Source organism: Streptomyces sp. 2131.1 (assembly GCF_900105515.1).
In the GTDB taxonomy this organism is placed as follows: domain Bacteria; phylum Actinomycetota; class Actinomycetes; order Streptomycetales; family Streptomycetaceae; genus Streptomyces; species Streptomyces drozdowiczii.
The window spans coordinates 4745347-4766462 of record NZ_FNSY01000001.1 but is presented as its reverse complement, the minus strand read 5'-3'; the positions used below and the strand labels follow the sequence as shown (position 1 = coordinate 4766462).

15 protein-coding genes are annotated in these 21116 nt (G+C 72.2%); 5 read left to right on the top strand and 10 right to left on the bottom strand.

The features are described 5' to 3' along the window. Positions 1-44: 44 nt before the first annotated feature. The 4 genes from pepN (BLW14_RS21400) to BLW14_RS21385 all read left to right on the top strand — a co-directional run bounded on the left by pepN (BLW14_RS21400) (position 45) and on the right by BLW14_RS21385 (position 8577). The gene (pepN, locus tag BLW14_RS21400; protein ID WP_093708824.1) at positions 45-2636 is read left to right on the top strand and encodes an aminopeptidase N; all 2592 of its coding nucleotides are present in this window, start codon (positions 45-47) and stop codon (positions 2634-2636) included. Positions 2637-2791: 155 nt separating this feature from the next. Next, positions 2792-3850, top strand: coding sequence for a hypothetical protein (locus tag BLW14_RS21395; protein WP_093708823.1), 1059 nt, complete (start codon positions 2792-2794; stop codon positions 3848-3850). Positions 3851-4060: 210 nt separating this feature from the next. After that, positions 4061-7369 carry a S8 family serine peptidase gene (locus BLW14_RS21390; RefSeq protein ID WP_177154049.1) on the top strand — a complete coding sequence of 1103 codons (3309 nt, stop codon included), beginning with the start codon at positions 4061-4063 and terminating at the stop codon, positions 7367-7369. 179 nt (positions 7370-7548) lie between these two features. Then, a complete protein-coding gene (locus BLW14_RS21385) occupies positions 7549-8577 on the top strand; it encodes an aspartate-semialdehyde dehydrogenase (protein ID WP_093708822.1) in 1029 nt (342 codons plus the stop codon). A 4-nt stretch (positions 8578-8581) separates the two neighbouring features. On the opposite strand, the gene BLW14_RS21380 is transcribed toward BLW14_RS21385, so the two are convergent. After that, on the bottom strand, positions 8582-9142 hold the full coding sequence (locus BLW14_RS21380; RefSeq protein ID WP_093708821.1) for a DUF1203 domain-containing protein: 561 nt from the start codon (positions 9140-9142) through the stop codon (positions 8582-8584). A gap of 114 nt (positions 9143-9256) precedes the next feature. Between BLW14_RS21380 and pepN (BLW14_RS21375) the strand changes: the two genes are divergently transcribed. Beyond that, positions 9257-11833, top strand: coding sequence for an aminopeptidase N (pepN, locus tag BLW14_RS21375; protein ID WP_093708820.1), 2577 nt, complete (start codon positions 9257-9259; stop codon positions 11831-11833). A 69-nt stretch (positions 11834-11902) separates the two neighbouring features. On the opposite strand, the gene BLW14_RS21370 is transcribed toward pepN (BLW14_RS21375), so the two are convergent. From BLW14_RS21370 to BLW14_RS21330, 9 genes are all read right to left on the bottom strand, one after another. Further along, the gene (locus BLW14_RS21370; RefSeq protein ID WP_093708819.1) at positions 11903-13552 is read right to left on the bottom strand and encodes a fused response regulator/phosphatase; all 1650 of its coding nucleotides are present in this window, start codon (positions 13550-13552) and stop codon (positions 11903-11905) included. Then, positions 13549-15486, bottom strand: coding sequence for an ATP-binding protein (locus tag BLW14_RS21365; protein WP_093708818.1), 1938 nt, complete (start codon positions 15484-15486; stop codon positions 13549-13551). Before BLW14_RS21365 ends, BLW14_RS21370 begins: the two co-directional genes overlap by 4 nt. Further along, positions 15483-16682, bottom strand: coding sequence for an ATP-binding SpoIIE family protein phosphatase (locus tag BLW14_RS21360; protein WP_093708817.1), 1200 nt, complete (start codon positions 16680-16682; stop codon positions 15483-15485). Before BLW14_RS21360 ends, BLW14_RS21365 begins: the two co-directional genes overlap by 4 nt. Continuing rightward, on the bottom strand, positions 16670-17095 hold the full coding sequence (locus BLW14_RS21355) for an anti-sigma regulatory factor (protein WP_093708816.1): 426 nt from the start codon (positions 17093-17095) through the stop codon (positions 16670-16672). Before BLW14_RS21355 ends, BLW14_RS21360 begins: the two co-directional genes overlap by 13 nt. Next, entirely contained in the window at positions 17092-17469 is a 378-nt protein-coding gene (locus BLW14_RS21350) for an STAS domain-containing protein (RefSeq protein ID WP_093708815.1), read from the bottom strand. Before BLW14_RS21350 ends, BLW14_RS21355 begins: the two co-directional genes overlap by 4 nt. After that, complete coding sequence (locus tag BLW14_RS21345; protein WP_093708814.1) at positions 17466-18311, bottom strand: STAS domain-containing protein; 846 nt, start codon at positions 18309-18311, stop codon at positions 17466-17468. Before BLW14_RS21345 ends, BLW14_RS21350 begins: the two co-directional genes overlap by 4 nt. Before the next feature lie 296 nt (positions 18312-18607). Next, a complete protein-coding gene (alc, locus tag BLW14_RS21340) occupies positions 18608-19747 on the bottom strand; it encodes an allantoicase (protein ID WP_093708813.1) in 1140 nt (379 codons plus the stop codon). A 65-nt stretch (positions 19748-19812) separates the two neighbouring features. Next, complete coding sequence (locus BLW14_RS21335; protein ID WP_093708812.1) at positions 19813-20745, bottom strand: LysR family transcriptional regulator; 933 nt, start codon at positions 20743-20745, stop codon at positions 19813-19815. A 128-nt stretch (positions 20746-20873) separates the two neighbouring features. Beyond that, the gene (locus tag BLW14_RS21330) at positions 20874-21104 is read right to left on the bottom strand and encodes a hypothetical protein (protein ID WP_093708811.1); all 231 of its coding nucleotides are present in this window, start codon (positions 21102-21104) and stop codon (positions 20874-20876) included. Positions 21105-21116: the final 12 nt, after the last annotated feature.

Below are 21116 nucleotides of genomic sequence, written 5' to 3'. Positions count from 1 at the left end.
ATGGGAGGATCAAATTATTCGAACGTGACACAAAGGAGTGTGCCGTGCCCGGCGAGAACCTGACCCGAGACGAGGCCCGCGAGCGGGCGGAGCTGCTGACCGTGGACGGTTACGACGTCGAACTCGACGTCCGCTCCGCGACCGGCGAGCCCGGCCGTGACGAGCCGGCGGAGGGCCCGTCGACCTTCCGCTCGGTGACGACGATCCGGTTCCGCGCGGCGCGCGGCGGCGCGTCCACCTTCGCGGACCTCATCGCCCCCTCGGTGAACGCGGTGACGCTGGACGGGGCCGAGCTTGACCCGGCGGTCGTCTTCGACGGGGCGCGGATCGCGCTGGCGGACCTGGCGGAGGGCGAACACGTCCTGGTGGTCGACGCGCAGTGCGCGTACAGCCGGACCGGCGAGGGCATGCACCGCTTCGTCGACCCGGAGGACGGCGAGGTCTACCTCTACACCCAGTACGAACCGGCGGACGCCCGCCGGGTCTTCGCCAACTTCGAGCAGCCCGACCTCAAGGCCCCCTACCGCTTCCGGGTGACGGCGCCCGCGGAGTGGACGGTGTGGAGCAACGGCGCGGAGGAGTCCCGCGAGGGCGGGGTGTGGCGGTTCGCGGAGACCGAGCCGATCTCCACGTACATCACGGCGGTCGTCGCCGGCCCGTACCACTACGTCACCGACTCCTACAGCCGGACCTTCGAGGACGGCACGACGCTGGAGATCCCGCTCGGCGCGATGTGCCGCAAGGGGCTCGCCAAGCACTTCGACGCCGACGACGTCTTCCTGATCACCAAGCAGGGCCTGGACTTCTTCCACGACAACTTCGACTACCCGTACCCCTTCGGGAAGTACGACCAGGCGTTCGTGCCGGAGTACAACCTCGGCGCGATGGAGAACCCGGGCTGCGTCACGTTCCGCGAGGAGTACATCTTCCGCGGCAAGGTGACGCAGGCGGCGTACGAGGGCCGGGCCAACGTCATCCTGCACGAGATGGCGCACATGTGGTTCGGGGACCTCGTCACCATGCAGTGGTGGGACGACCTGTGGCTGAAGGAGTCCTTCGCGGACTTCATGGGCGTCTTCGCGATGACCGGCGCGACCCGCTTCGAGGACGGCTGGATCACCTTCGCCAACAACCGCAAGTCCTGGGCGTACCGCGCCGACCAGCTGCCCTCCACGCACCCGATCACGGCCGACATCCGTGACCTGGAGGACGCCAAGCTGAACTTCGACGGCATCACGTACGCCAAGGGCGCCTCCGTCCTCAAGCAGCTCGTGGCGTACGTGGGACGGGACGCGTTCCTGGAGGGCGCCCGGCGCTACTTCAAGAAGCACGCCTACGGCAACACCCGGCTCGGGGACCTGCTGTCGGTGCTGTCCGAGACGTCCGGCCGGGACATGACCGCATGGTCGCGCTCCTGGCTCCAGACCGCGGGCGTCAACTCGCTGACCCCGGTGGCGACGTACGACGCGGCCGGCCGGATCACCGAGCTGGCCGTCCTCCAGGAGGCCGCCGAGTCCCACCCGGAGCTGCGCCCCCACCGGGTCGCCGTCGGCCTGTACAGCCGCAACGCCGAGGGTGAGCTGGTGCGTTACGCGCGTGCCGAGGCGGATGTGTCGGGTCCGCGCACCGTGATCGGGGAGCTGGCCGGGGCCGAGCGACCCGAGCTGATCCTCGTCAACGACGACGACCTCACGTACTGCAAGGTCCGCTTCGACGAGGTGTCGCTCGCGACCCTGCGCGCGCACCTGGGCGACATCACGGACCCGCTGGCCCGGGCGCTGTGCTGGTCCGCGCTGTGGAACCTCACCCGCGACGGGCTGATGCCGGCCCGCGACTTCGTCTCGCTGGTCCTGGCCTTCGCCGGGCGCGAGACGGACATCGGTGTCCTCCAGATGCTGCACGCCTGGACGCGCGGCGCGCTCGTGAACTACGCCGCTCCCGCGTGGCGCGAGGAGAGCGGCAGGGCGCTGGCCGAGGGCGCGCTCGGCGAACTGCGGCTCGCCGAGCCGGGCAGCGAGCACCAGCTTGCGTGGGCGCGGTTCTTCGCGTCGGTCGCCGCGTCGGACAGCGACTTCCAGCTGCTGTCCGGGCTGCTCGACTCCACGGCCAGGATCGACGGGCTCGACGTCGACCAGGAGCTGCGCTGGGCGTTCCTGTCCCCGCTGGTCGCGCACGGCGCGGCCGACGAGGGGGCGGTCGACGCGGAGCTGGCCCGGGACGACACGGCCTCCGGCAAGCGGCACCACGTACGGTGCCTGGCCTCGCGACCGTCCGCCGAGGTGAAGGCCCGGGCGTGGGCGGACGTCGTGGAGTCGGACGCGCTGTCCAACGCTCTGGTCGAGGCGACGATCGCGGGCTTCGAGCAGTCCTCGCAGCGGGAGCTGCTGGCGCCGTACACCGCGCGGTACTTCGAGGCGATCGAGCGGGTCTGGGCCGAGCGGTCGATCCAGATCGGAATGGCCGTGGTCAAGGGGCTGTTCCCGTCGCTCCAGGACGACCCGGCGACGCTGGAGGCGACCGACGCGTGGCTGGCGTCCCGGCCCGACGCGGCACCGGCGCTGCGGCGGCTGGTGCTGGAGGCGCGGGACGACCTCGCCCGGGGGCTGCGGGCGCAGGCGGCGGATTCGGTGGCCTGACCGTCCGGGAACCCTTGCCCCGGTCCAGGGCAGGGGTTCCGTCCTCGAACGCCGGACGGGCCGGGTCGTGATGCAGGACAGTGTTGTTGTCCTGGTATGTCGACGGGCCTGTAACAACGGTTAAAGGCCGGTCCGTTGGCGGGATACACCGGAGCATGACCCAGAACACCCCGCTCCCGCCCTGTCACTCCGTCACCGCCCGCACGGCCCAACGCGTGCTGTCCGCAGCACAGTTGAAGGCGATGGGCGTGCCCGCCGGACGGGCCGTCGAGCAGTGCGGAGCCGGCGGGCCGTGGCAGCAGCCGCTGCCCGGCGTGTTCGTCCTGCACCCCGGTCCGCTCAGCGGTCCGGAGCGGCTGCGGTCCGCCCTGCTGTACGCGGGCCGTCCGCCGGTCTCCGGGCGGCGGACGGCCGCCGCGCGGGTCGCCGACCCGGCGTACGGCGAGGCGATGCTCACCGGGCTCGCCGCGCTCTCGCTGTACGGCTTCGCCGCCGCGCCGCCCGTCGCCTCGGTGGAGGGGGTCGACGTGCTGGTGCCCCGGGTGCGCCGGCTGCGGTCGGCCGGATACGCCAGGCTGCTGCGGACCGCCGAACTGCCGCGCCCGGAACGGGTGGACGGGCTGCCCGTGGCCCCGGTGGCGCGGGCGCTGGCGGACGCGGTGGCGGGGCTCGGGGAAGCGGTCACGGTGCGCCGGCTGCTCACCGAGGCGGTGCGCGGCGGCCACTGCGAACCGGCCGTGCTGGTCGGCGAGCTGAACCGTGCCAAGGTGCTGGGCCGGCCTCAGGTGGTGCACGCGGTGGACACCCTGCTGGCGGAGGGCCGGGCCATGGCGGAGGAGCGGCTGTACGACATGGTGCGCGCGCACGGGCTCAAGGAGCCGCTGTGGAACGTGGACCTGCGGCTGCCCGGCGGGCCGCACCTGGGCGGCGTGGACGCCTACTGGCCCGACGAGGCGGTCGCGGTGGAGCTGGACACCAGGGCCCCGCGCCACAGCCGGCTGGAGGGGGGCCGGCGTCAGGAGGAGCACGAGGCCGAGTGGTCCGCGTACGCAGCGCGGCGGGAGCACCTGGAACGGCTGGGCGTCACTGTCGTCCACCTCACGCCGAAGAAGCTGCGCGACGCGCGCGAGCAGCAGGCGACCGTGGTCCGGACAGCACTGATGGCCGCGGCGGACCGGGAGCCGGCGGCGTATGTGATGATCCTGCCCCGCTGAACCGGGGGCGACACCTCGCCGATCGCCCCACATGACCGCGTTCTCGTCACGTATGGGCCCATTCGCCCCCGGTGACACTTCGGCCCCGGTGGCGGAATTCCGCCATGTCCGCAACAAGCATCCCGCAACTCTCCACAAACCCCTGTCATTTACGACAGGGTGAGCGGTCATCCGGTACCGATTTCCGGACTCTCTCTTTCACATACAGGGATGCTGATGACCTCCGAATCCCCCGGTTACATATCCGGAGCGAGACGCGCCGCCCGGGTGGCGGCCGCCGCCGGTCTGGTGGCCGCGCTGGCCGCCACCGGCGTCTCCCCCGTGTTCGCCGCCGACGACCCGGCCACCGCCCCCGTCAAGGCCGCCGGCACCGCTCCCGCGGACAAGCTGGGCACCGCCGACGCCGAGGTCCTGACCAAGGCCAAGGCCAAGGGCGAGAAGAACATCACCATGATGGTCGCGACCGCCCCCGGCGCGACCGAGCAGGTCACCAAGCAGCTGGACGCCGTCAAGGGCTCCGTGCTGGGACGTGCGTACGACAAGCTCGGGTACGTGCGGGCGACCGTGCCGACCGCGACCGCCGAGGCCACCATCAAGGCGGCCTCCAAGCTCGGCTCCGTCCACGGCATCGACCTCAAGCAGGAGGTCAAGCTGGACGACCCGACGCCGGCGGCGGACCGGGCGACGGGCAGCAAGGCGAAGGTGAAGTCCACCGGCAGCTACCCGGCGCCGGGGAAGAAGACACCGGCGAAGAACCCGTACAACCCGTCCTTCGAGACGGGCGCGGTCGACTTCGTGAAGCAGCACCCCAAGGCCGACGGCCGCGGGATCACCATCGGCGTCCTGGACTCCGGCGTCGACATCGCGCACCCGGCGCTGCAGAAGACCACCACCGGCGAGCGCAAGATCACCGACTGGGTGACCGCCACCGACCCGGTGAGCGACGGCGACGGCACCTGGCTGCGGATGACGGACGCCGTCTCCGGCCCGGTGTTCACGTACAAGGGGCTTACGTACAAGGCCCCCAAGGGCTCGTACCGCATCAGCGTGTTCGCCGAGGCCGCCACCAAGGGCGGCGACATGGCGGGCGACCTGAACCGCGACGGCGACACCACCGACACCTGGGCCGTGCTCCACGACCCGGTCTCGGGCGCCTCCCGCGTCGACCTGAACGGCAACGCGGACTTCACCGACGACACCGCCCTCAAGCCGTACAAGGAGAAGCACCAGGTCTCCTACTTCGGCAAGGACGACCCGCGCACCGACGTCTCCGAGCGCATCCCGTTCGTCGTCGAGAACCGCAAGGGCGTCGTCTACAACGCGGCCGGCGACACCTCCGACTTCGTCTCCATCGGGGTCATCGAGTCCGAGCACGGGACGCACGTCGCGGGCATCACCGCCGCGAACGGCCTGTTCGGCGGCAAGATGAACGGTGCCGCGCCCGGCGCGAAGATCGTCTCCTCGCGCGCCTGCACCTGGTCCGGCGGCTGCACCAACATCGCGCTCACCGAGGGCATGATCGACCTCGTCGTGAACCGCGGCGTCGACGTCGTCAACATGTCGATCGGCGGGCTGCCGCCGCTGAACGACGGCAACAACGCCCGCGCCGAGCTGTACAAGCGGCTCGTCGACATCTACGGCGTCCAGCTGGTCATCTCGGCCGGCAACGACGGCCCCGGCGTCAACACCATCGGTGACCCCGGCCTCGCCGACCACGTCATCTCGGTCGGCGCGTCCATCTCCAAGGAGACCTGGGCCGCCAACTACGGCTCGAACGTCACCAAGAAGTACGACATGCTGCCCTTCTCCTCGGCGGGTCCGCGCGAGGACGGCGGCTTCGCGCCGACCCTGACGGCCCCCGGCGCGGCGATCAACTCGACGCAGACCTGGCTGCCCGGTTCGCCGGTCAAGGAGGCGGGCTACTCGCTTCCGGCCGGCTACTCCATGCTCCAGGGCACGTCGATGGCCTCCCCGCAGGCCGCCGGCGCGACCGCGCTGCTGCTGTCCGCCGCGAAGCAGAAGCACATCGAGCTGCCCCCGGCCGACCTGCGCACCGCGCTGACCAGCACCGCCACCAAGATCAAGAACGTGCCCGCGCACGCCCAGGGCGCCGGTCTGATCAACATCGTCGACGCCTGGAAGCTGATCGCGAAGCAGGGCGCCCCGGCGCACGAGTACACGGTCAAGGCCCCCGTCGACACCGCGATCGACTTCGCGCTGAAGACCCCGGGCTTCGGCACCGGCCTGTACGACCGCGAGGGCGGCCTCAAGGCCGGGCAGAAGAAGACCTACGACGTCACGGTCACCCGCACCACGGGCCCGGACAAGAAGGTCGAGCACAAGCTCTCCTGGAAGTACAACGACGGCACCTTCAAGCTCGTCGGCTCCGACAAGGTCTCGCTGCCGCTGGGCAAGCCGGTGACGGTCAAGGTCCAGGCGAAGCCGGGCAGCGCGGGCGTGCACAGCGCGATCCTCCAGCTCGACGACAGGAAGACCGCCGGGACGGACCAGCAGATCCTGACCACGGTCGTCGTCTCCAAGGAGCTGGTGAAGCCGTCCTACGCGTTCAAGGCGTCCGGCTCGGTGCAGCGCAACGGCACCACGTCGTACTTCGTGACCGTGCCGGAGGGCGCCAAGACCCTTGAGGTCGCGATGAGCGCCCTGCGCTCGGGCAGCCAGACCCGCTTCATCGCCATCCACCCGTACGGGGTGCCGGTCGACGACAGCGGTACGCCGTACTGCTACCCGAACTACGAGAACCCGTCCAACACCTGCCGCCCGGACGCGCGCTCCTACGCGGACCCGCAGCCCGGTGTCTGGGAGATCGAGGTCGAGGCCCGGCGCACGTCGCCGCTGCTGGACAACCCGTACAAGCTGGACGTGGCGCTGCTCGGCGCGACGTTCGACCCGGCGGTGCGGACCCTCGCCGAGGCGAAGATCGGCACCCCGGCCCCGGTCGACTGGAAGGTCACCAACAACGCGGGCCCCCTGGAGGGCAAGCTCAAGGGCGGCTCGCTGGGCTCGGCCGACGTCGAGCGCCCGTCGATCTCCACCGGCGGCTCGTACGTCAAGGAGGTCACCATCGGTGCGGGCGTCGAGAAGCTGGACATCGCCATCGGCGGCACGTCCGACGCCAACGCCGACCTCGACCTGTACGTGTACAGGGGCACCGCTCAGGTGGGCGCCTCCACCACGGCGGGCTCCGAGGAGTCCGTCAGCCTGGTGAAGCCGGCCGCCGGCACGTACACCGTCCTCGTCGACGGGTACGACGTCCCGGCCGGGACCACCGAGTACGACTACCGGGACGTGTACTACTCGGCGTCGCTCGGCACGATCTCCGTCGACGAGTCGAAGGCCGTGAACCTGGCCGCCGGCGCGTCGGCCACGGTCGGCGCGCAGGTGAAGGTGGCCGCCGCGGCTCCCGAGGGCCGGCAGTTCTTCGGCGAGGTGAGCCTCGTCAACGCCCGGGGCACCTCGGCGGGCACCGGCAGCGTCGTGATCCAGAAGGTCGTCCAGTAGTCACACCGTGCTGAACGCATGATCCATTACGGCAGTGGGGCGGGTGCTCACCGGGCACCCGCCCCACTGTGCCGAGCGCCACTCGTCCGCAGGTCGGACAATGGATTGGACATGGCGGCCGTGGACATACGCATCATGGACCGGCAACCGTGCCCGTTCGTACGTCTGAGGGAGTTCCTGTGAAGGTCGGAATCGTCGGCGCCACCGGTCAGGTCGGCACAGTCATGCGCAGCATCCTGGCCGAGCGGAAGTTCCCGGCCGACGAGCTGCGGCTGTTCGCCTCCGCGCGCTCGGCGGGCTCCGTCATCGAGTGGCAGGGACGCGAGATCACCGTCGAGGACGCCGCCACGGCCGACTACACGGGCCTGGACATCGTGCTGTTCTCCGCCGGAGGCTCGACCTCCAAGGCGCTCGCCGAGAAGGTCGCCTCGCAGGGCGCCGTCGTGATCGACAACTCCTCCGCCTGGCGTAAGGACCCCGAGGTCCCGCTGGTCGTCTCCGAGGTCAACCCGCACGCCGTCGCGGACCGGCCCAAGGGCATCATCGCCAACCCGAACTGCACCACGATGGCCGCCATGCCCGTGCTGCGCCCGCTGCACGAGGAGGCGGGGCTCGAGACGCTGACCGTCGCCACGTACCAGGCGGTCTCCGGCTCCGGTCTGGCCGGTGTCGCCGAGCTGCACGGCCAGGCGTCCAAGGTCGTCGCCGAAGCGGACAAGCTCACGCACGACGGCTCGGCCGTGGACTTCCCGGAGCCGGGCGTCTACAAGCGCCCCATCGCCTTCAACGTGCTGCCGCTGGCCGGCTCGATCGTCGACGACGGCTCCTTCGAGACGGACGAGGAGCAGAAGCTCCGCAACGAGTCCCGCAAGATCCTGGAGATCCCGGAGCTCAAGGTCTCCGGTACGTGCGTCCGCGTCCCGGTCTTCTCCGGCCACTCGCTCCAGGTCAACGCCCGCTTCGCCCGTCCGGTCTCCGTGGAGCGCGCGTACGAGCTGCTGAAGGACGCGCCGGGCGTCGAGCTGTCCGAGATCCCGACGCCGCTCCAGGCCGCGGGAAAGGACGCGTCCTTCGTGGGGCGCATCCGCAACGACGAGACAGTGGAGAACGGGCTGGCGTTCTTCGTCTCCAACGACAACCTCCGCAAGGGCGCGGCGCTGAACGCGGTCCAGATCGCGGAGCTGGTCGCGGCGGAGCTGCGGGGCTGACCCCTCAGCCCGAACCCCGTGTGTCCTCGATCGCCGGACGGGCTGCGTTTTCAGCCCGTCCGGCGATCGGCCTGTGCACCTCGAAGTGCCAGCAGCCGTACTCCACGGCTCGTACGTGGACCAGGGCAACCTCCGGGTCCGCGAAGGCCTCCGCGAACGCCTCGTCGTAGCCGCGCTCCTCGTCCTCGGGGATCTCCAGGAGGCGTCCGCCCACGATGCGGCCCTCCGCGTCGTACCGGCGGACCGTGCGCAGCGCGCCCGCGCGGGAGAACGGATAGCCGTTCCGGCCCGGCTCCGGCCCCGCGCAGGCGTCGGCGTGGATGAAGACCGGGCCCTGCTCGTCGTACGCCCCCGGACGGGCCCAGGTCGCCGCGGCCCAGCGGCGCAGCGGGGCGTAGGAGACGAGGGCGACGCGCTCCCCCGGTTCGCTGCCGCGCAGGCAGCACCGCAGCGGGTCGCCGCCCTCGGTGGCGGCGTACGGGACGCAGGGCTGTCCGGCGTCGTCGGTCTCCCGGAGTTCCTTGAGCGCGTCCGGTTCGATCGCGCGTGCCTCGTAAGTGGTCATGGTCCCGAGCCTGCCGCTCCACGACGCCCCGGTCCGGCGGAAAACGGACATCGCCCTGGGCAGGGGTCCCGTGGAAGTATGGCGGGAAACATCCCAGAACAAGGAGATGACCGCGTGCCTGGCACGAATCTGACCCGCGAAGAGGCACAGGAGCGGGCGCGCCTGCTGACCGTGGACGCGTACGAGATCGATCTCGACCTCTCCGGAGCGCAGGAGGGCGGGACCTACCGGTCCGTCACCGTCGTGCGTTTCGACTCCGCCGAAGCCGGTGCGGAGACCTTCATCGACCTGGTCGCCCCCGCGGTGCACGAGGTCGAGCTGAACGGCATGGCGCTGGACGTCGCGGCGGTGTTCCGTGACTCGCGCATCGCGCTGCCGCACCTGCAGGCCGGCGCCAACGAGCTGAAGGTCGTCGCCGACTGCGCGTACACCAACACCGGCGAGGGCCTGCACCGCTTCGTCGACCCGGTCGACGAACAGGCTTACCTGTACACCCAGTTCGAGGTGCCGGACGCCCGCCGCGTCTTCGCGAGCTTCGAGCAGCCCGACCTGAAGGCGACCTTCCGGTTCACCGTGAAGGCCCCGTCCGGCTGGACCGTGATCTCCAACTCGCCGACGCCGGAGCCGAAGGACGACGTCTGGTCGTTCGAGCCTACGCCGCGCATCTCCTCGTACATCACGGCCCTGATCGTCGGCCCGTACCACTCGGTGCACAGCAGCTACGAGAAGGACGGCCGGACCGTCCCGCTGGGCATCTACTGCCGGCCCTCGCTCGCCGAATACCTGGACGCGGACGCGATCTTCGACGTGACCCGGATGGGCTTCGACTGGTTCCAGGAGAAGTTCGACTACGCGTACCCCTTCGCCAAGTACGACCAGCTCTTCGTCCCGGAGTTCAATGCCGGCGCGATGGAGAACGCGGGCGCGGTCACCATCCGCGACCAGTACGTCTTCCGGTCCAAGGTGACGGACGCGGCGTACGAGACGCGCGCCGAGACCATCCTGCACGAGCTGGCCCACATGTGGTTCGGCGACCTCGTCACGATGGAGTGGTGGAACGACCTCTGGCTGAACGAGTCGTTCGCCACGTACACCTCCATCGCCTGCCTCGCGTACGCCGAGGGCTCGGGGTGGCCGCACTCCTGGACCACGTTCGCCAACTCCATGAAGACGTGGGCCTACCGGCAGGACCAGCTGCCGTCGACCCACCCGATCATGGCCGACATCCGCGACCTGGACGACGTCCTGGTCAACTTCGACGGCATCACGTACGCCAAGGGCGCCTCGGTCCTGAAGCAGCTGGTGGCGTACGTCGGCATGGACGAGTTCTTCAAGGGCGTCCAGGCGTACTTCAAGGCGCACGCCTTCGGCAACACCCGGCTCTCCGACCTCCTCGGCGCGCTGGAGGAGACCTCGGGCCGCGACCTGAAGACCTGGTCGAAGGCGTGGCTGGAGACGGCCGGCATCAACATCCTGCGCCCGGAGATCGAGACCGACGAGAACGGTCGCGTCACCTCGTTCACCGTGCTCCAGGAGGCGCCCGCGCTGCCCGCCGGCGCGAAGGGCGAGCCGACGCTGCGCCCGCACCGCATCGCCATCGGTTTCTACGACCTCGACGAGGCCGGGAAGCTGGTGCGTACGGACCGGATCGAGCTGGACGTCGACGGCGAGCGCACCACCGTGCCGTTCCCCGCCGACCAGGCGCGCCCGGCCGTCATCCTGCTCAACGACGACGACCTCTCGTACGCGAAGGTCCGCCTCGACGAGGAGTCGCTGCGGGTCGTCACCGAGCACCTGGGCGACTTCACCGAGTCGCTGCCGCGCGCCCTGTGCTGGGCGTCGGCCTGGGACACGACCCGCGACGGCGAGCTGGCCACCCGCGACTACCTGGCGCTGGTGCTGTCCGGCATCGGCAAGGAGTCCGACATCGGCGTCGTGCAGTCGCTGCACCGCCAGGTGAAGGTGGCGCTGGACCAGTACGCGACGCCGGAGTGGCGCGAGGCGGGTCTGACGCAGTGGACCGACGCGACGCTCGCGCACCTGCGCGCGGCGGAGCCGGGCAGCGACCACCAGCTGGCCTGGGCGCGCGCGTTCGCGGCCACCGCCCGCACCCCGCAGCAGCTGGACCTGCTGCGCGCGCTGCTCGACGGCACCGAGGCGGTCGAGGGCCTGACCGTGGACACCGAGCTGCGCTGGGCGCTCGTCCAGCGGCTCGCGGCCACCGGGCTGATCGAGGAGGAGGAGATCGACACCGAGTACGCGCGCGACCGCACTGCGGCCGGCGAGCGGCACGCGGCCTCCGCCCGGGCGGCGCGGCCGACCGAGGAGGCGAAGGCCGAGGCGTGGGCGTCGGTCGTCGAGTCCGACAAGCTGCCGAACTCCCTCCAGGAGGCGGTCATCGCGGGCTTCGTGCAGACGGACCAGCGTGAGCTGCTGGCCCCGTACGCAGAGAAGTTCTTCGCCTCGGTGAAGGACGTCTGGGACTCGCGGAGCCACGAGATGGCCCAGCAGGTCGCCATCGGCCTGTACCCGGCGCTGCAGGTCTCGCAGGAGACCCTGGACGCCACGGACGCCTGGCTGGCCTCGGCCGAGCCGGGCGCGGGTCTGCGCCGGCTGATCTCGGAGTCCCGCTCGGGCGTGGAGCGCGCGCTGCGGGCCCGGACGGCTGACGCGGCGGCCGCGACCGCGTAACCGGTCCAGGACGTACGCAGGAGGGGGCGCCCCGTCGCGGGGCGCCCCCTTCGCGCTGCCGCCGCCGGTTCAGTCGAGGCGGGCGGCGAGCAGCGCGATGTCGTCGGTCTTGCCCTTGCCGAAGGTCGCCAGCAGCCGGTCGCAGAGCTCCTCGATGCCGGCCGGGGTCCGGGAGAGGGTGTCGCCGAGCTTCCGCAGGCTCTCATCGAGGTTCTCGCCGGGCACCTCGACCAGGCCGTCGGTGAGGAGCAGCAGCGTGGAGCCCTCGGGGACGTCGTGGGCGACGGGCGGCGGGTGCGGGAGGTTGAGCCCCAGGAGGGGGCCGTGCTCGGTCAGGTAGCGCGTGGCCCCGTCCGGGTGGCGGAGCAGGGGCGGGATGTGTCCGGCGTTGGCCACCTGAATGCGGCGCGCCTCCGGCTCGACGAGGACGAGGCAGACGGTGACCGTCATCGACGGGCGTACGCGCACGAGGAGCGCGTCGAGGTTCGTCAGCAGGGACTGCGGGTCGTGGCCCTCGATGGCGTACGCGCGCAGGGCGTGCCGGACCTCGCCCATGATCATGGCGGCCTTGAGCGAGTGTCCCGCCACGTCCCCGATGGCGAGCAGCAGGCCGTCCGGGGTGCGGATGGCCTCGTAGAAGTCCCCGCCGATCTCGGCGTCGTCGGCTGCGGGTTCGTAGCGCACGGCCATGCCGACGCCGGGCACCTCGGGCAGCCGGTCGGGCAGGAAGGTGCGCTGGAGGGTGAGGACGAGCGCGTGTTCCTCGCTGCGGGTGCGCAGGGCTTCGAGGGCCAGCGCGCAGGCCTGGGCCAGCTGCGAGAGCAGTTCGCGGTCGTCCGCGCCGGTGAGGGCGTCGGCGCGGACTGCGAACGCGACGGGGGGCCGGCCGCGCTTCGTCCGGGCGAGGGTGAGGGCGACGTCCCCGGCGAACACGTCCGCGCGGCCGTCGTCCTGGCAGGTGAGCGCCCGCCACTCGTCCCCCGGCAGGACCACGGTCTCCGTGCCGGTGCGGTCGCCGAGGGCCTTCTCGGCCAGCAGGTCCAGCAGCCGCGCCTCCGGCCGCACCGCGTCCGCACGGGCGGGACCGCCGCTCCCGGCCGGTGTGCTCCTCGGGGCGGCGGCCAGGTGCAGGGTGTGGTTGTCGGGGCTGAGGCCGACGGCGACGGCGGCGGACTCCATCAGCGCCGCGGCACCGGCCGCCGCCGCGGCGGTGAAGGTCTCGCCGTCCTTCGCCGCGTAGACGGCCAGAGTGCTGCTGTTGAGGGCTGCCACGCGGGTGGCGAGGCGCTCGGCGCGGCGCCGGGCACGGGCGTAGCGCAGCGCGGCGGTGACCGTGGCCAGCAGCTCGTCCGGGGCGATCGGCTCGGTGAGATAGGCGTCGGCGCCCCGGTGGAGGCCCTGGGTGCGGTCGCTCAGCTCGATCGCGGTGGCCGAGACGTGGATCACGGGCAGCGAGGCGGTGCGCGGGTCGGCCTTGATCTGCTCGCACACCTCGAAGCCGCTCATGTCGGGCAGTTTGACGTCCACGACGGCGAGTTCGGGCAGCTCGCCGTCGGGGGCGGCGGCGAGCAGGGCCAGCCCCTCCGTGCCGTCGGCGGCCTCCACCACGGTGTGGCCGGCCCGGCGCAGCCAGCTGCCGACGATGTAGCGGTTGGTCTCGTTGTCGTCCAGCACGAGCACCGTCGCGGCGGCGCTGTCCCGGTGCCGTTGCACCGTCATGCCGGGCCCTCCTCCCGGTTCGCGGGTCCGGCGGCGCCGGCTCCCGACAGGGCGGCGGCCAGCTCAGGGAGGTTCAGCGCCGCCTTGTCCAGGACCGCCCGCGCGTGGGTGAGCCTGTCCCGGTCCAGCTCGCCCGCGGGTGTCGAGGTGAGGACGACGACGGGTACGGCGGTCAGGGCCGGGTCCGCGGCGAGTTCGGCCAGCACGGCGTACCCGTCGAGGTCGGGCAGGTGCAGGTCGAGGAGGACCGCGTCCGGGCGCTCGCGGCGCACCGTGTCGCTCGCCCGGCCGCCCTCGGCCACCTCGACCACGCGCCCGGCGAGCCGGTCGAGCAGCGGCCGGATCGAGGCGCGGAAGGCGTCGTCGTCGTCCACGGTGACCAGGACGGCCACCACGGGCGCGGACGGCTCGTCCGGCGCGGACGGCTCGCCCGGCGCGGACGGCTCGCCCGGCGCGGACGGCTCGCCCGGCGCGGACGGCTCGCCCGGCGCGGACGGCTCGCCCGGCGCGGACGGCTCGCCCGGCGCGGACGGCTCGCCCGGCGCGGACGGCTCGCCCGGCGCGGTCTGGGCGGTCGGAGCGGCGGGCCGGCCGTCGGCCGGCAGGGTCACGGTGACCACGGTGCCCGCACCGGGTTCGCTCGTCAGCCGCAGACTGCCGCCGAGGAGTCCGACGAGCCGGCGCGCGTAGGGGAGGCCGAGACCGGTGCCGCTGCGGCCGCGCTGGTGGAGGCCGCGCACCTGGTAGAACTCCTCGAAGATCTGCTGCTGCTCCTCCTCCGGGATGCCGATCCCGGTGTCCGAGACGGTGAAGACGACCTGGTCGCGCCCGTCCGCCCGGTCCGCCGTCACGTCGAGGCGCACGGTCCCAGAGGGCGTGAACTTGAGGGCGTTGGACAGGAGGTTGCGCAGAACGCGGATGAGCATGACCTCGTCGCTGACGATGCTCAGCCCGGACTCGGCCACGATCAGTTCGGCGGCGCCCGGCGACTCGTATCCGCGCAGGGTGCCGCGCAGCTGGCCGAGGGCGGCGCGCAGGTCCACCGGTGCCCAATGGGGTTCCAGGCGGCCGGATTCGGCCTTGGCGACGTCGAGGAGTTCGTCGACCAGGGCGAGCAGAGTGGCGCCCGACGCGGAGATGAGGCCGATCTGCCGGCGCTGCTCCTCGTCCAGCCCGTCGCCGTCGAATTCGAGGAGCAGGCGGGCCAGGCCGACGACCGAGTTGACGGGGGTGCGCAGTTCGTGGCTGACGTTGGCCCAGAACCGCGTCTTGGCCTCGCTGGCCTCGCGCAGCAGGCGCGACTTCTCCTCCAGCTCCGCGTAGAGGGCCACGACGCCGCGGTTGGTCTCCTCCAGCTCCTCGGACAGCTCGGAGTAGAGGGCCACCACGCCCCGGTTGGTCTCCTCCAGCTCGTCGTTCAGGCGGCGCAGTTCCTCGCGCTGTGCCCGGGACTCGACCAATGCCGCTATGAGGTCGCTGGTCTGGGCCCGGGCGTCGTCCGGCACCCCGGCCTGCGTGTGGGACAGGACGGCTTCGCGCACCTGCGCGATCGCCTCGGCTGTCCGGCCGTCCGAGGTGAGCGGCTGCTCGATCGTCACCGCGTGCTCGGAGGGCGTGTAGTGCACGGCCACGAGCCGGGACGCGGCCTGGACGGCCTCGCCGCCGAGGTCCCGGTCCTCCGTCCAGTCGATGCCGACGAGCAGCAGCGGCAGCGGGCGGCGGGCCACTCCGAAGGCGACGGTCAGGCCGTCGGAACCCAGCAGGTCCCGGCCCAGCTCGCTCAGTGCGGTGGCGAGTCTGATCTGGTCCTGCTTCTCCACCCCGAGCGCCTCGGCGGCCGACTTGCCGCTCCGGCGCAGCAGGAAGACGTCCTGCTCCGTGGTGAGGGGGAAGGAGACGAGCGGGTCGGCGCCGAGCGCCGCGAAGCTGTTCACCAGGGTCCTTTCGCCACCACGACGCCGGCGTCGTCCCGGCGCACGCCCGCCTCGCGCAGCAGCTGGGCGGCGGCGACGAGCGGGGTCCGTTCGAGGAACCCGGGCATCGCCTCCGCCCGCCAGCGTTCGGTGAGGCCGTCGGAGTGCATGATCACCGCACTGTTCCGGGGCAGTTGCTGTCGTACGGTGCGCAGGGTCGGCAGCTGGTGGCCCACGATGCCGGGCGCCGAGGGCAGGGAGCGGCGGGTGCCGGTCGCCGGGTCCACCACGTAGGTGCTCACATTGCCGACCCCGCAGAAGGCCAGGGTGCCGGCCTCGGGTTCGACGCGGACGACGGCGACGGCGCCGCCCCGGCCGCCGCGCAGGGCCCTGTGGATTTCCCCCATGATCGCGTCGGGCTGCTCGGCGCGGGTGTCGCGGAACGCGGTCACCGCCGCCTGGGCGGCGCGCCCGGCGAGGGGCCCGTGTCCCAGGCCGTCGCAGAGGAGCACCAGGAGGGCGTCGGGGCCGCCCGGCCCGGTTCCCGCGCGCTCGGGTTCCGGCCCCGGGGTCCCCGGCTGCCGGTAGCCGGTCAGCTGCGCCCAGCCGAGGCGCTCGTCCCGGACCGGGCGCGGCGCCGCGGAGACCGGCGCGGAGGCCGGTTCCGCGGGTTGGCCGCCACGGACGGGGCGAGCGGCCCAGGCATCGCCGCACACCTCTTCCCCGGTGATCGTCCTGGTCAGGCCCTCGACCACGGGGCGGCCGAGCGCGGCCATCCGGACGGCCGCATCGCGCTGCCAGAAGCGGGCGGTCAGCACGGTCCCCCGGCCGGGCAGCGAGTGCAGGTCGAAGGAGTCGGCCAGGCGGGAGATGGTGCCGAGGCCGATGCCCAGGGTGCCGGCGGTGGAGGTGCCGTCGGAGAGGGCGTGCGCGATGTCCGCCATGCCGGGGCCCTCGTCCAGGGTGACGAATTCGAGGCCCGCGTCGCTGGGCGTGCGTACGGCGCGCAGCAGGAAGGAACCCTCCACGGCGTGTCTGCGCAGATTGGTGGCCGCCTCGCTGACCGCCAGGGCGACCTCGGCGCACCGCTGCTCGTCGAGGCCGATGCGGCGGCCCAGCGCGAGGGCGGCGCCCCGGGCCGCTGCGGGAAGTGCTTCCTGGTCCCGGAGCCAGATGACGTCATCGGCGTCCAGGAGGGGAAGTGTCAGCGTGCCCATTTGGTCACCGCGACCTGGGTTCCGCTGCCCGGTTCGGTGTCCAGCACGAAGTCGTCGACCAGCCTGCGTGCCCCGCTCAGCCCGAGGCCGAGGCCGCCGCCGGACGTCCAGCCGTCGGTCAGCGCCTGCTCGACGTCGGGGATGCCGGGGCCGGAGTCCTCGAAGACAGCGGTCACGCCGGCCCGGCCGTCGCGGCGCACCAGGCCCGCGCGCATGACCCCGCCGCCGCCGTACACCAGGGTGTTGCGGGCCAGTTCGCTCGCGGCGGTGACGAGCTTGGTCTGGTCGACCAGGGAGAGCTTGCAGCGCTGGGCGAGCGTGCGCACAAGCTGCCGGGCCCGGACCACGTCGTCGTTGGTGGCGATCGGTACGGTCTCGTGCTCGGCGTCGGGGACGACCGGGGAGGTATTCATCGCCCGGCCGGACCGGCGTTGCCGCGCCTGGCCAGGATCTCCAGACCCTTTTCCAGGGTGAGGGCCGTGCGCACGCCGCCGAGGGAGAGCCCCAGTTCCACCAGGGTGATGGCGACGGCGGGCCGCATGCCGACGACGACCGTCTGCGCGTCGAGCAGGCGGGAGATGGAAGCCGTGGTCGCCAGCATGCGGCCCACGAAGGAGTCGACGATCTCCACGGCGGTGATGTCGATGATCACTCCGGTGGCGCCGGATTCGACGATCCGCGAGGCGAGGTCGTCCTGGAGTTCCAGGACGACCTGGTCCTCCAGCTCGACCTGGATGGAGACGAGGAGGACGTCCCCGATCTTCAGTACGGGTACGCGCTCGCTCACGCCGTGCCGCCGGACCGCGTGATGTCCGCGCCGTTCTGGCGCAGCGCGTGCTTGAGGGCGTCGGCCAGCGACGACTTGGTGACGATGTCGCCGAACTGGATGCCGAGCGCGACGATCGTCTGGGCGATCTGGGGGCGGATGCCGGAGATGATGCAGTCGGCGCCCATCAGCCGGGCGGCGACGACCGTCTTGAGCAGGTGCTGGGCCACCTCGGTGTCCACGGCCGGAACGCCGGTGATGTCGATGATGGCCTGGTCGGAGCCGGTGTCGACGAGGGCCTGGAGCAGCTTCTCCATCACCACCTGGGTGCGGGCCGAGTCGAGGGTGCCGACCAGCGGGACGGCGACCACGCCCTCCCACAGCTTCACGACGGGCGTGGACAACTCCATCAGCTGCTCGGCCTGCGCGCTGATGACCTCTTCGCGGGTCTTCGCGTAGACCTCCAGCGTGAACAGCCCGAGGGCGTCGATCAGCTTGCTGAGCTGGAGGTAGGACCGGATGTCCTCGGCCGGGGTGTCGTCGGCGGGCGCGAGGACGTCCTTGGCGGCGAGGACGCTGGTGGCGGTCTCGGTCGGGGTGAATCCCTGGCGGGCCCGCGCCCGGGACAGCTCGGCGAGCAGCGCGCGCAGCTCCGCGTAGGCGTCGCCCTGCCAGTCGAGCCCGTCGCCGCGCAGGCCCTGGATCAGCGCCGCGTACAGCTCGCGCAGCTCCCGGTCCAGTTCGGCGAGCGAGATGCGGCCGCGCAGAGTGCGGGCGACCGCCTCCACCCAGGCTCCGCCGAGCGATTCCTGCTGCTCCGCGAGCAGCTCGGCCAACCTGGCCGATATGTCTTGTTTCGTCACCGGGTTGGCTCCCTCTGCCTCAGGCCCTTGGCTGCGATCACTCGCAGCGTATGCCATCACTCGAACACTCCTGCTACCGAACGGGGGTGGCGGATGGCACTGTCCCGGAAGGCGTACCGGACCGGGCGAAGGGGGCCGGGGAGAGAGATGGACATAGGCACGAACACCCCTCTGCCCGTTCACCAGCCCTTCACACCCGGCAATTTTTTCTGCCGGGCGGCGACGGGCTGGGGCCATGGAAACCGCCCGGCGGACAGGCGCGTACGCGCAGCCGTCCGCCGGGCGGGAGCAGGGTGTTATGAGGCCGACGCCTCGTAGCGGGCGGTCAGTTCGGCCGCGCCGGACTCGGTCAGGGAGCCGTGCAGGCGCATCCGGGCGACCCCGCCGTCGGGGAAGGCGTCCAGCCGTACGTGGGTGACCACGGCCTCGGCCGGCAGCGGGAAGCGGTGCAGGGTGTCGGGCTGGAGGCGGGTGCGCGGGATGATCTCGAACCACTCGCCGCTCTCGCCGTCCCGGCCGTGCAGCGCGATCCAGCCGGCCGCGTTGCCCTTGAGGTAGGCGGTGTCGATCTCGACCGCGCGGACGGCGCCCTGCGCGGGCAGCCGGAAGCGGACCCAGTCGTTGGTGTCGCGGACCCGGCGGCGGCGGTTCTCCCAGCCGTCGTCCATCTTGCGGGAGGTGCCGGGCAGGATGATCTGGGTCGGCGAGGAATAGAAGCGGTCCGAGGCGTCCTCGTAACTGCCGCCGTTCAGGACCGAGATGAGGTCGAACGTGGAGAGCGCGGCCAGCCAGGCCGGGTCGGGGACGACCTCGCCGTGCACGCGCAGGCGGGCGATGCCGCCGTCGGGGTGCTGGCAGAGGCGGATGTGGGTGTAGCGGCGTCCGCCGGTGATCTCGAAGCCGTTGGCGGCGTGGCCGCGTACGGGGGTCGGCGGGACGATCTCCTCCCACTTCACGTCGTCGGCGAGGAGCTGCTCCGGGCCGGGCGAGCCCGGGACGCAGGCGGCCTGCACCGAGACACGCTGCGGGTAGTTGCCGCGGAAGTGGGCGGTGTCCACGACGATGCCGCGGATGATGCCGGGGGCGCCGAGGCGGATCAGCGCCCAGTCGTGCTCGTCGGCGGCCGGGAAGGGGTGTTCGGCGTCGGCGCCTCGCCGGCGGCGGGTCTCCCAGCCGTCCATGATCTTGCCCTTGTGGCCGAAGTGTTCGGGGTCGAAGACCGCGCGCTCCCGGACGAGGAGGTTCTCGCGCTGGGCGAAGAACTCGTCGTTGGCGGCGATCACGCCCGCGCCGAGGCGGCGGTCGGCGAGGTCGACGAGGTCGGTGAAGGGGAGGTCGGCGGTGCGGTAGTCGGCATAGGGGTCGCCGCCCCCGTACGGGGCCGCGTCGTTGGCGTGGGGATCGTCGTTCCGGGTCTCGTTCCGTTCGGTTGTCATGCGTTCACTGTCGTACGCCGCAAGCCGGTAGGTCCATCGAAAGTTTCCGCACGAATCGTTCAGCTCTACTGAAAGGTCGCGCTCTCGCCGTACGGCTCCGCCGCTTCGCGCAGCGCCGCGACGACCCGGGCCACCGCCGGGGCGTCCTCGGCCCCGCGGCGGACGGCGGCGACGACGTGGCGCCGGGGCCGGTCCGCGTCCAGGACCCGCATCACCACGCCCTCCCGGCCGTGGCGTTCCGCCGAGGCCATGCGCGGGACCAGGGCGATGCCCAGACCGGCGGCGACCATGGCGAGGATCGCGGTCCAGCCGGACGCGCTGTGCGCCTGCTCGGGCGCGAAGCCGGCCGCCCGGCACGCGGAGACGGTGATCTCCGACCAGGGCTCCGAGCCGCCGAAGATCCAGGGCTCGGCGGACAGGTCGGCCAGCCGCAGCCCGTCCGCGTCCGCGAGCCGGTGGCCGGCCGGCAGGGCCACGTCGAGCGGGTCGGCGAGCAGCGGCAGCACGGAGAACCGGGGGTCGCGCGCCGTCGGGGCGTGGGCGGCGAGCGACAGCGCGAGGTCCACCTCGGCGGCGGCGAGCAGTTCGTACGCCTGGGCGGCCTCCGCCTCCCGCACCCGGACGTCGGGGCCCGGGCGGCCGTCGGCACGCAGCCGCTGCACGGCGGGGACGACGAGCGCGGGCACGGCGGTGGCGAAGGCGGCGACGCGGACCTCGCCCGCCTCGCCGCGCAGGTAGCCGGTCAGTTCGGCGTCGGCGCGCTCCAGTTGGGCGAAGACCACTTCGGCGTGGCGCAGGACCAGATGGGCGGCGTCGGTCAGCCGGACGCGCCGGCCCTGGGCCTCCAGGAGGGGCACGCCGAGCTGTTTCGCCAGGTTGGACAGCTGCTGGGAGACGGCCGACGGGGTCATCAGGAGGGCGTCGGCGGTCGCGGTGACCGTGCCCCGGTCGCGCAGGGTGCGCAGGATGCGGAGCTTCTTGACGTCCCACTCGGTCATGGCCGCAACCTACCGCCGCGTCCGGGTCCGGACATGCGTGTGCGCCGCGCGGTAGTGGCTACCGTGCGGCGCACCCGTGCCGTGCGGGGCGGCACCGGGGGCGGGGCCCCGGTCGCCGGACAGGTGGGTCAGACCTGCTTCTTGGACTTGTCGAGGACCATGACCAGGCCCGCGATGACCGCGAACAGGACGATGGGCGCCAGGACGTACAGGCCGATCGTGTCGATCACGCTCAGGCCGGAACCCGGGTCGTCGCCGTCGTCGCGGGTGAGCGCGAGCGCGGGGGACGACATGAGCAGCATCATCAGCGTCGTTCCGGCGGCGACGGCGCCGGCGCGCATAGCGTTCTTCTTGTCCACGGTGCAAACGTA

Bases quoted from the DNA above. Each gene is read 5' to 3' on its own strand.
- alc (WP_093708813.1), bottom strand. From the start codon at position 19,747: ATGACAACCGAACGGAACGAGACCCGGAACGACGATCCCCACGCCAAC.
- BLW14_RS21355 (WP_093708816.1), bottom strand. From the start codon at position 17,095: ATGAATACCTCCCCGGTCGTCCCCGACGCCGAGCACGAGACCGTACCG.
- BLW14_RS21335 (WP_093708812.1), bottom strand. From the start codon at position 20,745: ATGACCGAGTGGGACGTCAAGAAGCTCCGCATCCTGCGCACCCTGCGC.
- BLW14_RS21380 (WP_093708821.1), bottom strand. From the start codon at position 9,142: ATGACCACTTACGAGGCACGCGCGATCGAACCGGACGCGCTCAAGGAA.
- BLW14_RS21370 (WP_093708819.1), bottom strand. From the start codon at position 13,552: ATGACGGTGCAACGGCACCGGGACAGCGCCGCCGCGACGGTGCTCGTG.
- BLW14_RS21395 (WP_093708823.1), top strand. From the start codon at position 2,792: ATGACCCAGAACACCCCGCTCCCGCCCTGTCACTCCGTCACCGCCCGC.
- BLW14_RS21360 (WP_093708817.1), bottom strand. From the start codon at position 16,682: ATGGGCACGCTGACACTTCCCCTCCTGGACGCCGATGACGTCATCTGG.
- BLW14_RS21390 (WP_177154049.1), top strand. From the start codon at position 4,061: ATGCTGATGACCTCCGAATCCCCCGGTTACATATCCGGAGCGAGACGC.